Source organism: Mucilaginibacter humi (genome assembly GCF_013087555.1).
Genome location: NZ_JABFCR010000019.1, coordinates 24,926 through 37,510 on the forward strand (window position 1 = coordinate 24,926; position 12,585 = coordinate 37,510).

Annotated in this window: 19 protein-coding genes and 2 pseudogenes; 16 read left to right on the forward strand and 5 right to left on the reverse strand. The window is 42.4% G+C overall.

Annotation, left to right across the window (positions count from 1 at the left end; all coding sequences use genetic code 11):
• Positions 1-240: 240 nt before the first annotated feature.
• The gene (locus tag HK413_RS05615; protein ID WP_175269445.1) at positions 241-579 is read left to right on the forward strand and encodes an FKBP-type peptidyl-prolyl cis-trans isomerase; all 339 of its coding nucleotides are present in this window, start codon (positions 241-243) and stop codon (positions 577-579) included.
• Between the two features lie 47 nt (positions 580-626).
• Here the strand turns inward: HK413_RS05615 and HK413_RS20830 are convergent, their stop codons facing one another.
• The 5 genes from HK413_RS20830 to HK413_RS05630 are packed head-to-tail and all read right to left on the reverse strand — an operon-like array spanning position 627 to position 4,255.
• Complete coding sequence (locus HK413_RS20830) at positions 627-950, reverse strand: FAD-binding domain-containing protein (protein ID WP_317169320.1); 324 nt, start codon at positions 948-950, stop codon at positions 627-629.
• A complete protein-coding gene (locus tag HK413_RS05620) occupies positions 938-1,885 on the reverse strand; it encodes a deoxyribodipyrimidine photo-lyase (protein WP_317169321.1) in 948 nt (315 codons plus the stop codon). Before HK413_RS05620 ends, HK413_RS20830 begins: the two co-directional genes overlap by 13 nt.
• Before the next feature lie 8 nt (positions 1,886-1,893).
• A complete protein-coding gene (locus HK413_RS05625) occupies positions 1,894-2,571 on the reverse strand; it encodes a TIGR01777 family oxidoreductase (protein ID WP_246229855.1) in 678 nt (225 codons plus the stop codon).
• Positions 2,514-2,804 carry an NAD-dependent epimerase/dehydratase family protein gene (locus HK413_RS16900; protein ID WP_246229857.1) on the reverse strand — a complete coding sequence of 97 codons (291 nt, stop codon included), beginning with the start codon at positions 2,802-2,804 and terminating at the stop codon, positions 2,514-2,516. The genes HK413_RS05625 and HK413_RS16900 overlap by 58 nt, the downstream gene beginning before the upstream one ends.
• A complete protein-coding gene (locus HK413_RS05630) occupies positions 2,801-4,255 on the reverse strand; it encodes an SDR family oxidoreductase (protein ID WP_175269446.1) in 1,455 nt (484 codons plus the stop codon). Before HK413_RS05630 ends, HK413_RS16900 begins: the two co-directional genes overlap by 4 nt.
• 375 nt (positions 4,256-4,630) lie before the next feature.
• Here HK413_RS05630 and HK413_RS16905 point away from each other — a divergent pair, with 375 nt between their 5' ends.
• From HK413_RS16905 to HK413_RS05685, 15 genes and pseudogenes are all read left to right on the forward strand, one after another.
• Positions 4,631-4,720 carry a TetR family transcriptional regulator gene (locus HK413_RS16905; protein ID WP_175269453.1) on the forward strand — a complete coding sequence of 30 codons (90 nt, stop codon included), beginning with the start codon at positions 4,631-4,633 and terminating at the stop codon, positions 4,718-4,720.
• A gap of 67 nt (positions 4,721-4,787) precedes the next feature.
• Complete coding sequence (locus tag HK413_RS05640; protein WP_175269447.1) at positions 4,788-5,000, forward strand: hypothetical protein; 213 nt, start codon at positions 4,788-4,790, stop codon at positions 4,998-5,000.
• Positions 4,994-5,170 carry a hypothetical protein gene (locus HK413_RS05645; protein ID WP_175269448.1) on the forward strand — a complete coding sequence of 59 codons (177 nt, stop codon included), beginning with the start codon at positions 4,994-4,996 and terminating at the stop codon, positions 5,168-5,170. Before HK413_RS05640 ends, HK413_RS05645 begins: the two co-directional genes overlap by 7 nt.
• 68 nt (positions 5,171-5,238) lie before the next feature.
• On the forward strand, positions 5,239-6,534 hold the full coding sequence (locus tag HK413_RS05650; protein ID WP_317169322.1) for a TolC family protein: 1,296 nt from the start codon (positions 5,239-5,241) through the stop codon (positions 6,532-6,534).
• Positions 6,535-6,764: 230 nt separating this feature from the next.
• Complete coding sequence (locus tag HK413_RS16910) at positions 6,765-7,193, forward strand: HlyD family secretion protein (protein ID WP_246229859.1); 429 nt, start codon at positions 6,765-6,767, stop codon at positions 7,191-7,193.
• Positions 7,184-7,600: an HlyD family secretion protein gene (locus tag HK413_RS16915; RefSeq protein ID WP_246229861.1), complete on the forward strand. Its 417-nt coding sequence runs from the start codon at positions 7,184-7,186 to the stop codon at positions 7,598-7,600. The genes HK413_RS16910 and HK413_RS16915 overlap by 10 nt, the downstream gene beginning before the upstream one ends.
• Before the next feature lie 102 nt (positions 7,601-7,702).
• Positions 7,703-7,879, forward strand: coding sequence for a hypothetical protein (locus tag HK413_RS16920; RefSeq protein ID WP_246229863.1), 177 nt, complete (start codon positions 7,703-7,705; stop codon positions 7,877-7,879).
• The gene (locus HK413_RS16925; RefSeq protein ID WP_317169323.1) at positions 7,849-8,031 is read left to right on the forward strand and encodes an MFS transporter; all 183 of its coding nucleotides are present in this window, start codon (positions 7,849-7,851) and stop codon (positions 8,029-8,031) included. The genes HK413_RS16920 and HK413_RS16925 overlap by 31 nt, the downstream gene beginning before the upstream one ends.
• A gap of 11 nt (positions 8,032-8,042) precedes the next feature.
• On the forward strand, positions 8,043-8,783 hold the full coding sequence (locus HK413_RS16930) for an MFS transporter (RefSeq protein WP_246229865.1): 741 nt from the start codon (positions 8,043-8,045) through the stop codon (positions 8,781-8,783).
• Positions 8,784-8,809: 26 nt separating this feature from the next.
• On the forward strand, positions 8,810-9,247 hold the full coding sequence (locus HK413_RS16935; RefSeq protein WP_246229867.1) for an MFS transporter: 438 nt from the start codon (positions 8,810-8,812) through the stop codon (positions 9,245-9,247).
• 371 nt (positions 9,248-9,618) lie between these two features.
• Positions 9,619-10,145, forward strand: a pseudogene (gene pnuC / locus HK413_RS05665) (nicotinamide riboside transporter PnuC).
• A gap of 56 nt (positions 10,146-10,201) precedes the next feature.
• Positions 10,202-10,683, forward strand: a pseudogene (locus HK413_RS05670) (AAA family ATPase).
• Positions 10,684-10,961: 278 nt separating this feature from the next.
• Complete coding sequence (locus tag HK413_RS05675) at positions 10,962-11,555, forward strand: RNA polymerase sigma factor (RefSeq protein ID WP_246229869.1); 594 nt, start codon at positions 10,962-10,964, stop codon at positions 11,553-11,555.
• Entirely contained in the window at positions 11,552-12,004 is a 453-nt protein-coding gene (locus tag HK413_RS05680) for a hypothetical protein (protein ID WP_175269450.1), read from the forward strand. Before HK413_RS05675 ends, HK413_RS05680 begins: the two co-directional genes overlap by 4 nt.
• Entirely contained in the window at positions 12,001-12,183 is a 183-nt protein-coding gene (locus tag HK413_RS05685) for a hypothetical protein (RefSeq protein ID WP_175269451.1), read from the forward strand. The genes HK413_RS05680 and HK413_RS05685 overlap by 4 nt, the downstream gene beginning before the upstream one ends.
• Positions 12,184-12,585: the final 402 nt, after the last annotated feature.

The following is a 12,585-nucleotide window of genomic DNA, read 5'->3' on the forward strand; positions in this document are numbered from 1 at the left end:
AGGGGTACAATCAGCTATTCATAATATATTAAAGTATAGGGGCGGGGCCATGCGTCTTATTGTGCCTTCGCGACTTGCCTACGGCACCAGCGGTGCAGGTTCGGGTAGCAGCGAGCTTACTTCTGGTAGAATAGCAGGTAACCAATGTCTTGACTATTATATTCATGTTATTGATAATCAGGCTGCTTATGATGTTGCAAGTATTAAAAGATACCGGCCAATAATAATTTAACCTCGGTTATGCAGTATGACCCTGCTGGTTTTTGGTACCAGATAGATGTACCCGGTACAGGTACGGTGCCAATAACCGAAAACAGCACAATTGAAATGACTTACACGGCGAGTTTATTTAACGGAAACGTTGTTGACCAATATAATGATGCATCTCATCTTCAACCCTTTGATGTTCCGGACCTGATTCAAGGTGTACAGATAGCCTTGAAAAAATATGCCACTGCAGGTGCATTGATCAGGATAATAATGCCATCATCATTGGCTTACGGAAAGACAGGCTCCGGCTCGGTGCCGCCAAATAGCTGCTTTAGGTTTGATGTGCAGGTTCGTAGTATCTCACCATAATTATTTGCTTAAAGCGGCTTTAAAAGCTTTTAAACAACGGTCGCGCGCTACAGCGTGATCAATAATGGGTTTAGGATATTTGCTGAAATCAGCATACTCCGGAACCCATTTTTTATGTATTTCAATTCAGGGTCGAATCTTTTCGTTTGTGCATCGGGGCTAAAAATTCGGAAGTAAGGCGCAGCATCTGTGCCTGATCCGGCTGCCCATTGCCAACCGCCTACGTTGCTGGCCATTTCATAGTCCAATAGTTTTTCTGCAAAATAACGTTCGCCCCAGCGCCAGTCTATCAAAAGGTCCTTTGTTAAAAAGCTGGCAGTTAACATGCGGATACGGTTATGCATAAAGCCGGTTTCGTTCAATTCGCGCATGCCGGCATCAACCAGTGGATAGCCGGTTTGGCCCTTGCACCGGCATCAAAATCAGCTTCGTTGTTTACCCATTGTACGCGGTCGTATTCGGGCCGAAAAGCTTGATTCTTGGTACGCGGGAAATGATGGAGGATCATCATATAAAACTCGCGCCATATCAATTCATTCAACCAGGTTTTCTCTATCGCATTATTTGCATCAGTAGCCAACTTGCGGATGCTAACCGTACCAAACCGTAAATGTATGCCAATGTGCGAGGTGCCTTGTATGGCCGGGTAATCGCGCTTTTCGGCATAGTCATCAATAATATTTTTATAGTTTTTACCGGGAATCTCCTGCTTGCTCCGCTCAAACCCCATACTTTTTAATGTGGGGATAGGTAAATGTTCTATCTTGAGCAGGTGGCTTAAATATTTTTCGGAGGGGTAGGTGCGTAAATAAAAATCATTCAAATGTTGTTTCCATTTGCGGCTGTAAGGGGTAAAAACAGTGTAAGGCTTGCCATCATCTTTGATCACTTCATCCCGTTCAAAAATTACCTGATCCTTATAGGTTTTTAGTTCGACGCCCCGTTTGCCTAATAACATTTTAACCTGCTCGTCGCGGGTTTTGGCGTAAGGCTCATAATCATGATTGGTGTATACCGCTGAAACATCATGATCTTTTAAAACCTTGCGCCGGGCTGTTTCGATCTCATCGTACAAAACCAGCAGGCTGCTGCCGTGTTCTTCAAGCTCTTTCTGCAGAGCGGTTAGCGTATCATAAATAAAAGTTACGCGGGTATCCGCCTTATTAACGAGCTCATTCAATATTGCCGGGTCAAAAATAAACAGGCATAACACCGGGTTACCACTTTTTAAAGCGTGATATAAACCCGCATTGTCATCTAACCGCAAATCGCGCCGAAACCAGAAAATGGTTGTTTTTGTATCCAATGAAAAGTTTATTTATAGATTTCTTTCAACGCCCAGGTTAAAGTAGGATATTTAAACTTGAACCCGGTATCTTCAACTTTTTGTGCGGATGCTTTCTGGCTGGCTAATACCATGGCGCTCATTTCGCCCAGCGCCAGTTGTAAGGCAAATGCCGGCACCTTGGGTAACCATAGCGGGCGGTGTAGTTGTTTTGCCACCGCCTGCGTTAGCTGTTTATTGGTAGCAGGGTTTGGGGCAACCATATTATAGTCGCCGTTTAAGCTTTCATTTTCTATCGCGAAGAGATACATATTAATAACATCCTCTTCATGGACCCATGACAGCCATTGCTTGCCACTACCCAGCGGCGACCCCAACCCAAACTTTACAGGTTTAGCCAAAGCTGCCAGCGCCCCGTTGGTTGCATCCAGGATAACCCCGGTGCGAAACTTCACTATGCGCAATCCCAGCGACTCGCCGGTATCAGCGGCATGCTCCCATTGCAGGCAAACGTTGGCCGGGAAATCTGTACCGGGCGCGCTGTCTTCAGTAAGCAGTTCGTCGGCCCTGTCGCCATAGTAGCCAACACCTGATGCTGATATTACGGTGTTAACGGTATGCGATTTTTTATCACGCATTAGTTTATAAATCAGCTCAATTGATTTGGTGCGGCTGCGGATGATCTCTTTTTGCGGTCGTTTGTCCAACGGCCGTCAGCCACATTTGCCCCAGCTAAATGAACAATTACATCCACGCCGTCAACAGCGTGCTCATCAATTTCGCCTTTATTTACATCCCATAAATAGGTATGTACACGGGTATCAACATCAGTAAGTTTGCGGCTTAAATGACTGACCGAATAGCCCTTATCCAATAAAAGTTGGGTAAGCTTAGTGCCTACCATCCCTGTACCGCCGGTTATTAAAATATGTTTGCTCATTTTTTGGCAGGTAGTATTTCAAAATTTACAATTTGCTGCGCCATGCCTTTAAATATAAACAAATGGAATGGAAACATCAGGTACCAATATAAACGCCCCCATAACCCATTGGGCCTGAAAGTAGCAATTTGGCTTAGGGTTTTCTTGCCATTGCGCTCAATTATTTTAAACTCCAGCCAGGCTTCGCCGGGCAGTTTCATTTCTGCATACAGTAATAAACGTTTGGCTACCTTATCAACCAATAATACGCGCCAAAAGTCTATTACATCTCCGTTTGATATGCTGACATCGCTGGTACGCCCCCGTCGAAGCCCGACGCCGCCAACAACACGATCAAAAAAACCGCGCAAACCCCATATCCAGTCCCAATAATACCACCCGCGTTTACCGCCGATGGCCATAATGTTATTTAACACCGCTACCGGATCCCGGTTGAAGGGTGTGTTAACTTTATATTCCAAGGTCCCGTTTTGAGGGACTTTTATCTGGTCCATAAAATCGGAGGTGAGATAACCGTTATTTAACGCATCGCGCCAGCTGGAAACTATCGAGTTTTGTTCTATTTTTTTAAATGCCAAATCCAGAGCTTCGCGATAGGTGAGGCATTGCCGTTTAACCACTTTGTCAATATCATGGTTCTTCATGATAGTTTCGTTCTTCATACTGTCAACCAAACTTTGCGCCAGCGAGTAACTAACCGACGTTACAAAATAAAGCCAATATGACGAGAGCTTAGGCGACAGGAACGGGATGGTAATGATGCGCCTTTTTAAATGCCGCACATTGGCGTAGGTAAGTATCATATCTTTGAAGCTCAGAATGTCGGGCCCGCCAATATCAAAGGTTTTATCAAAAGCTTTTTCATTAAGCATTACACCATACAGGTAACCCAGCACATCGCGGATAGCGATTGGCTGGCACTTGGTATGCACCCAGCGCGGAACAGTCATTATGGGTAGTTTCTCGGTCAGGTCGCGGATAATCTCAAATGATGAACTGCCGGAACCAATAATAATTGCTGCCCGTAAAACGGTTAGCTTTGCCTTAGCTTCGCGCAGCACATCCTCTACATGCCGGCGCGACAGGAGGTGCTCTGAAAGGTTATCATCATTAGTTATCCCGCTTAAAAATATCAGTTGCTTGCAATGGGTTTTATCCAGTTGCTTTACAAAGTTTTGGGCTGATTGCGCTTCCAACTCAGCAAAGTTTTTATCCTGCGACATGGAGTGCACCAGGTAATAAGCCACATCAATATCTTTTGGGAACGCCTCAACGCCAGCTTCTTTAAGCAGATCGCCTTTAATCAATGTTACCTTGTCGCTAAAATCGCTTTGTTCATGAAAGCGGCGCTTATCGCGCACCAGGCAAATCAGGTCATGGCCCTGTTCCAACAAAACGGGAATGAGCCGTGTACCTATATAACCATTTGCACCTGCCAGCAATACTTTCATATTGTAAACTTAACAACAAACCGGGGTGGGAGTTTTTATTTGCACAGAAGGTTTAAAACGTATGGCTATAAGTGGTGGCCATGTTGTTAGCTCTTGTGTTTGTCCCAGATCTTTATTCTCAATCGTTATTAAAACAAGTTGTAAAAAAGTTTGTATTTATTATAGTTAGTTAATCGATTGATTAATTTTTTATTACTGATAATCAGTGTATTGCGAATTTAACATAAAAATAATGTTGCATTAATCAATCGTTTGATTAATTTTGTACTGTTAAAAGATTATGGACAAAGATAAAATAGACAAAAAGGACTACATTCTGGACGTTGCCGAGCGCGTGTTTTCAGAAAAGGCTTTGACGGCGCATCAACCCGGTTAATATCGGGCGAGGCCGGAGTTAATATGGCCATGTTAAACTATTATTTCGGATCGAAAGAAGGTTTGTTCCCTGGCAATTTTTCAACGTAAAATATCATCTTTTCAAAATATACTGCAAAATCTGGGTAATGATGAAAGCAAAAATGCCTGGGAAAAAATGGAGCAGTACATTGAAATGTATGGCGAAAAGATTGTAAACAACAACTGTTTCCAACGATTGCTGTATCAGGAAATGGGTATGAATAGAAGGAACGACCTATCTGACAAACTACGGGATTTGCTGCTTAAAAACGTAACTGAGCTGGATAAGATACTTAATGAAGGCATAGCCAGCGGTGAGTTTAAAAGGATATTGATATCCCGATGGTGATAGCTACGCTTTATGGTACAAAAAATTACATCCTTAACACCCCACTGATAGCTTCATCATTATTACGTTACGATATCCGCGACGATAAGATGATAGAAGCAAAGTTGAAGCCGCAGATCAAGAGCTTCATGAAAAACTTAATGAAAGCGTACCTACTCAACAACAATTAACTACTATGAATATACAATTGAATACATCTCACAAACTACACCTTTGCAAGTTACCATTGATAGCCGTTGTGCTGGCTTGGTTACTTATGTCGCTGGTTGGCAACAATGCCCGTGCGCAGGAAAGGGACCTGAAATTAGAAGAGGCCATTAAACTTGGCCTTGATAACAGTAAAACCCTTAAGCTATCTCAATCGCGTATTGATCAGGCTATTTCACAATATAATCAGGCTAAAGACAAAGCGCTGCCCACCGGTAGTGTAAGCCTTGCTTATAACCGTGCAGAAATACCTTATAATACTTTGGCTTTTGGCAACAGCGATATTCACCTACCTAAAAGCGCCGATGCATTTTTGGGCATTGCCTCGTTAAGCGAAACTATTTTTGCCGGTGGCAGATATAAGTATGCTAAACAGTCGACTGAAATATTAACCAACATTTCGCGCTTAGACGCCGATAAGGATAAGGACCAGATAACTTACCAGGTCATCAATGCTTATTACAACCTGTACAAAGTATTGCAGAGCCAAAAGGTGGTTACGCAAAACCTTGCAAGTATTGACGCGCAGATCCATCAATCGCAACGCTTTTTTGAGCAGGGACTGGTTACCAAAAATGATGTGCTGCGTTTCCAATTGCAACGCTCAAATGTTGAATTGACCGGTATAGATTTGGAGAGTAATCGCAAGATCATCAATTACAACTTGAATATATTATTGGGGCTGCCCGAAAGCACCCGGTTAACCATTGCCGAAATACCTATGGCAAAAAGATCTATCGGTACTTTAGCGAACTATGTTGATTCGGCTGTTAGTAACCGTCAGGAGCTGCGTCAGCTTGATCTGCGTAACAAATACGCCGAAACAAATATCAAAACAATCAGCGCCGAAACCAAGCCTACGCTATCGGCATCGTTAGGCGCCTATTATGTTGATGCTAATATTAACCCCTTACCAAAAAGCGGTAACTTTATTACGCCGGTAACTATCGGCTTAACAGGGGCTTGGAACTTTGGTACATTATGGACCAATAAAAACAAATTGGCACAGGCCCGTTTAGAGCGCGAGGAAGTAAGCATTAATAAAGGTATTACTGTAGATAACATTAAAAACGAGGTTAACCAAAACTATCAGAATTACATTAGCGCTATGGACCGCATACAGCTTTTGCAAACTTCAATTGAACAGGCAAGCGAGAATAACAATATCCTGACATCAAAATACAAAAGCAACATTGCATCAGCAACGGACAGGGCAGATGCAGAAACATTACTATACCAGGCACAGATAAATTTAGAATTGGCTAAAGCCGATGCTGGACTGGCATATTACACTTTATTAAAATCAACCGGAAAACTTAACAAATAACACACGACACAAATGGCAAAGCAAGAAACAGAAACACCAGCGAAAAACCTAACAGAGTACTTCCTATAGTTTTAGGGATTTTACTTTTAGGCGGAGCAATTTTTGGTGTAAAAGAATACATATACTACAGTAAACACGTTGATACGGATGATGCGCAGGTTGATGGCGATATAAGCCCGGTTGTAGCACGTGTTGGCGGCTATGTTGACAGCATTTACTTTGAAGAGAACATGCATGTTAATAAAGACCAGATCCTGGTAAAAATTGATCCGCGCGATTACAAGATCAAATTACAACAGGCATTAGCTGCCCAGGTTGGAGCAAGCGCCGGCGTAAATGTTGGCCAATCGCAAATTTTTACTTCCTCTTCAAACTCTTCAGTGGCTAAGGCAGGTGTTGTTTCTGCACAGGCCCGTTTAGATAAGGTTAAAAAAGATTACGACCGTTATGCTAACCTGGTTAAAGATGGATCAATTACCCAGCAACAGTTTGATCAGGCAAAATCAGATCTTGAAGTTGCACAGGCAAACCTTGCCGCTGCACGAGACCAGTACAAAGCCGCCGTACAACAAATTGGCACCACCCGCGACCAGTTAAAAGTTACCAATACTGGTGTAAATCAAAGACAAGTTGATGTTGATTATGCCAGTTGCAATTAAGCTACACTGATGTTAAATCGCCGGCAAATGGCATTGCCTCAAAAAAGAATGTTCAGGTAGGTCAGTTAGTACAGGCCGGGCAAACTTTATTCTCAATTGTTAATGATAACAGCTTATTTATTACCGCTAACTTTAAAGAAACCCAGTTAGAGAAGATTAAAAACGGCTTAAAAGTTGATATTGAGGCTGACGCTTTCCCTGACCTTAAAATTGAAGGTACTGTTTACAATTTCTCGCCTGCCACGGGTGCTAAATTCTCATTATTACCTCCGGATAACGCCACAGGTAACTATGTAAAAGTAGTGCAACGGATCCCTGTGAAAATTAAAATAAACGCAACAAAAGATGTTTTGGATAAACTGCGCCCGGGTATGAGCGTAAACGTATCTGTTATTACTAAAGACTAATTTTTAGTCCGGAGTCAAAAGTTCAAAGTCTTGAGTCGATATAAAACGACTTTAGACTTTGAACTCCAGACTTAAGACTTCGCAATAATAATATTAAATAATATGGCTGAAACTGGCTTTAAAAAATGGATTATTACCATCACGGTTATCGTGGCTTCGCTTCTGGAGCTGATAGATACCACGATAGTAAACGTATCCTTACCGGTTATACAAGGTAACCCGGGCGCCACGTTAGAGGACGTTGCCGGGTGGTTACCGGCTATGCCGTTGCAAACGTAATTATATTGCCAATGTCGGGCTGGTTAGGCAGCCGCTTTGGCCGTAAACAATATTTTATAACATCTATCATTGTATTTACCATAGCATCATTTTTATGCGGTAATGCAACCGGTATGGACGAGCTGGTTGTTTTCCGGATACTCGTGGATTAGCTGGTGGTGGTTTGATATCAACATCGCAGGCTATTTTAGTTGAAACCTGGCCGCGCGAGCAAATAGGTACCGCTACAGCACTATTTGGTTTGGGCGCAGTAGTAGGCCCTACTGTGGGCCCTACCATTGGTGGCTATATTACCGACCACGCTACCCGGCGCTGGATATTTTATGTAAACATACCCGTTGGTGCATTGGCCGCGTTTTGCGCCTACACTTTTATTAATGAAACACCCAAGGAGGCGAAGGGCAAGCCTATTGATTGGTGGGGAATTGGTTTACTTGCTGTTGCAGTTGGTAGCTTACAAACGATATTGGAAAAAGGCGAATCAGAAGACTGGTTTGCTACACCTTACATTGTTGTGCTTACTGTAACTGCGGTATTTGGGGTTATCCTGTTTATATGGCGCGAACTGAGCACAGATCACCCGATAGTGAACTTTAGCATCCTGCGGCACCGTAGTTTTGCGGTAGGGATGTTTACCTCGTTTATATTAGGGTTTGGTTTATATGGATCGGTATTCGTGTTCCCGGTATTTTGCCAGAACCTTTTGGGCTTTTCGGCACAGCAAACCGGCGAGCTGCTGTTCCCGGGTGGTTTATGCACCATTGTAATGATGCCGTTTATTGGTAAGATGCTTAACAAAGGTATTCCGGCACAATTTATGGCTACGGGAGGCATGTTCTTGTTCTTCGTGTTTACTTTTATGTTGAGCAAGTCTACATTAGCTACCGGCCGGCAGATGTGTTAATACCCTTATTGATAAGAGGTGTTGGTATGGCATTATTATTTGTACCGTTAACTACCTTAGCCATTGCCGACTTAAAAGGGCCGGAGCTTGGCCAGGGCACGGGCTTAAACAACATGATGCGTCAACTGGGCGGATCATTTGGTATAGCAGTGTTAACTACCATCATACACATTCGCACAGGTTTTCACCGCAGCAACCTGTTAAGTAATATCAACCCGTACAATAACGCCTTTAACGATAGGTTACATATGATACAGCAAAGCTTTATAGCTAAAGGCAAATCGGTAACCGACGCTTTGCACATGGCCTATGGGGCAATTGAAGGTGCGGTAATTAAACAGTCGTTACTGTTAACCTATGATGATGCTTATTATATCTCGGGGTTGGTAATGTTATTTTCGATACCATTGTTATACCTGCAACCGTTCAAGAAAAACGTTAAGGCACCAACAGACGTACACTAAAAAGAAAAGCCGTTCCCCTATGAAAAGAACGGCTTTTTTTTGCAAAAAATTAACAATTAAATTTTAGTATATGTCCCCGATGCCGCTTTCCTCACAACAAAAAAGTATCCTCGCAGGACTCGTTTAAATCTTAGGTATAAATTTAAAAGTTTTTATTTAACAAAACCTATTTTTATTTGCCTTAAATGAAATTTTTTTCATTTAAGTATATTCCCTCGAGGGAAATACGTGCCGTTAGAACCGTTCATTTAAAACAGCGCCATAAAAGGAGCTTTTTTTTATATTTGAACTATGGCAATACTACATGCGTTGCAAAACTGGTGGCAACAACAAACGCTACTTGAAGTAATTGGGGTTATAACCGGCTTGTTGTGTGTGTACTGGCTGCCAAAAATATTATCTGGAACTGGCCATTCGCCATCATAAGCGTTATAATTTACATTTTTATATTTTTTGAGGCACACCTGTTTGCGGATATGGGACTGCAGGTATACTTCCGGGAATGAATATTTATGGCTGGTATTACTGGAGCAGAAAGCCCGCTACCGAAGTAAGGACACCCGTAATGCGCATTAAAAAAACCGAGACCTTCTTATCGATTATTGCTATAGTGGTTTTCACCATTATATTAGGTTCTGTATTAAAATATACTACTGCCTCGTTCCCTTATCTTGACAGTTTTTGCACAGCCTGCAGCCCGGTAGCACAAATATTGCTGGCCCGCAAAGTATTAGAGAACTGGCTGATATGGATCTTTGTTGATGTGATATACGTAGGCGTTTATATATTTAAGGACCTGCATTTAACGGCTGTAATGTATGCCATATATGTAGGTATTGCTTTATTAGGCTATATTGATTGGAAAAAGGATTGGCACAAGCAGGAGGTTATTACGTGAAAGCCGGAATAAAGAAAATTGCCGTTGTTGGCCCTGAATCAACAGGCAAATCAACCATGTCTGCCTACCTTGCCGAACATTACCAGACAGTTTGGGTGCCCGAGTATGCCCGCGGCTATTGCGAAAAATTGACCGAACCCCCAACCTGGCAAGACGAGATTAATATGTTTCACGGGCAGATTGCTTTGGAAAAGGAGCTGCTGCCACAGGCTAATGAAATACTGATCTGCGACACTACCTTTATTACTGTCAAAATCTGGAGCGATGAAATGTTTGGCAAGTCGCCACAGGAAGTACTGGATGCGTTACCCAAACACCCCTACGACTTTTACCTGCTTTTAAATATAGACCTGCCCTGGCAGGATGACCCCCTGCGCGATTTCCCCACATGCGCGAACATTTTATGGAGGTATGGCACAAAGAACTAAATGCTTTAAACGCCAATTATATGCTGATAAGCGGTACCGGGCAAGATAGATATGAAAATGCGGTAGCGGCTATTGATGAGTTTTTAAAGATTAGTGAGTTTCCGCGTTAGTGATCGAAGCGGATACCGGCCTGCGCCTAAGGCCACGTGGCGTATGAGCGGAGAGCACGGGCCGCAGGCAACGCCATTATCAGAGATTAGTTAATTGGTGATTTGAGATTAGGCCCGTCACTTAATCTGATTATTTGCTAAGCCAACCTTTAATCTATAACCATCAAACAAAAAAACTAATCTCTAATTAACTAACCTCTAATCACTATACCTATAATCGCTATCTTCAACTTATTTTCATAATTATTTCATGATCATGCAACGTTTAAAAATTACCGTTGTCATATAACCCGAAAGCTTTAAAGAAAAACTTGGAGACCACCTTATTCATAGACAAGCATTACAACTTGGTAGTTGAATGTAAGCAAGGCAGTAAAAAGGCCTGTTATGAGTTATACAAACTATATGCTAAAGCCATGTTAAACGTGGCCTTTAGGATAGTGGGTAACGTGGGCGAAGCCGAGGACGTTTTACAGGAAGCTTTTTTAGATGCTTTTAAACGCATACACGACTTTAGGCAGGAAACCACTTTTGGTTTATGGCTAAAGCAGATAGTAGTGAGCCGCTCTATAAACCTGTTGCGCAAACGTAAAATGGAGTTGGTAGAACTGGGAGAAGATGTAGATAATATAATTGACGAGGAGGAGGATGACGATGAAGAAGTGCAATACAAAGTAAGCACGGTAAAAAAGGCGATGGAAGAATTGCCCGATGGCTATAAACAGGTAATATCATTATACCTGATAGAGGGTTACGACCATGAAGAAATAGGACAAATATTAGGAATAACAGAAAACACATCAAGAACACAATTTTTAAGAGCTAAAAGAAAGCTGAGCGAGATTTTATTAAGAAGAGGAATAGTACAATGAGTAAGCGATTAGAGGATTTTATAATTAACAACAAACAACATTTTGACGAACTTGAACCAAGGGCCGATCTGTGGAGCAAGATAGAAACAGAACTGCCCCAACATTTCAGGGACGAAAAAAAAGAGGGTAAAACGTTTTCGTTGGGGTTTGTTTTAAGAGTGGCCGCATTAGTAATTTTAGCGATGGGTACCTGTTTTATCACTTACCTGGCTAAGCAAAAACCAGCTACAGTTAGCCTGGCAGCCATTAACCCCGAGTATGCTAAGCAACAGGTACATTATGCATCAGTAATTGCCACACAGCGTACCGAGCTTAAAAGCATTGCCAAAACCGACCCGCAACTGTACAAAGAGTTTACGGCCGAGTTGGCAAAAATGGATTCGACCTATAAAAAATTAAATAAAGATTTGGCTACCAGCCCTAACCAGAAGCTGTATTGCGCGCAATGATCCGGAACTTGCAGGTGCAAACAGAGGTGCTAAATCAGCAACTAAATGTAATTGAACAATTTAATGAATTTAAAAATCAAAAAATGAAAGCAAAAATATATAGTATCGCCTTAGTGGCTGTTATGAGCCTGGGGCCTTTAACACTGCTACTGCACAAGAAACACCTGCGCCACCTGTAGTCCCTGTGGCGCCCGTGGCACCGGTAGCACCACTTCCGCCTGATTCACGTGTATATGTTACGTCGCAACCAGCTTATGCGCTGTTCGCGCATGAAATAATCGCATGCTAGGTATAGTGATTGAAGACCAGTAGTAGAGATTGGTTTTGTTTGATGATTATAAACCAAGGTTGGCTAACAAGCGGTGTCTCAGACAACAATCTCTGACCAATGGCGTTACGGCCCGACTCTCGCACCGATATTTACCAGGCGAAACCAATCCTTTCGTCGCAGCGGAAGGCTGCAATCTTTGAGAAATAAATCGGCTTCTTTTTACTGCATTTTCTCTTGCCCGTTTTGCTTATCATTATGGTGGCGTTAGCTGTTGGTTCTTTTATGTCCCTCCATAAAATGTTCGCGCATG

Coding starts and splice junctions, on each gene's coding strand:
- HK413_RS05630 (WP_175269446.1), bottom strand. CDS start 4,255: ATGAAAGTATTGCTGGCAGGTGCAAATGGTTATATAGGTACACGGCTC.
- HK413_RS16935 (WP_246229867.1), top strand. CDS start 8,810: ATGGCATTATTATTTGTACCGTTAACTACCTTAGCCATTGCCGACTTA.
- HK413_RS05680 (WP_175269450.1), top strand. CDS start 11,552: ATGAGTAAGCGATTAGAGGATTTTATAATTAACAACAAACAACATTTT.
- HK413_RS20830 (WP_317169320.1), bottom strand. CDS start 950: ATGCGCGAATTGAACGAAACCGGCTTTATGCATAACCGTATCCGCATG.
- HK413_RS16900 (WP_246229857.1), bottom strand. CDS start 2,804: ATGAGCAAACATATTTTAATAACCGGCGGTACAGGGATGGTAGGCACT.
- HK413_RS05615 (WP_175269445.1), top strand. CDS start 241: ATGCAGTATGACCCTGCTGGTTTTTGGTACCAGATAGATGTACCCGGT.
- HK413_RS05640 (WP_175269447.1), top strand. CDS start 4,788: ATGGAGCAGTACATTGAAATGTATGGCGAAAAGATTGTAAACAACAAC.
- HK413_RS05685 (WP_175269451.1), top strand. CDS start 12,001: ATGATCCGGAACTTGCAGGTGCAAACAGAGGTGCTAAATCAGCAACTA.
- HK413_RS16920 (WP_246229863.1), top strand. CDS start 7,703: ATGGCTGAAACTGGCTTTAAAAAATGGATTATTACCATCACGGTTATC.
- HK413_RS16910 (WP_246229859.1), top strand. CDS start 6,765: ATGCATGTTAATAAAGACCAGATCCTGGTAAAAATTGATCCGCGCGAT.
- HK413_RS05645 (WP_175269448.1), top strand. CDS start 4,994: ATGGTGATAGCTACGCTTTATGGTACAAAAAATTACATCCTTAACACC.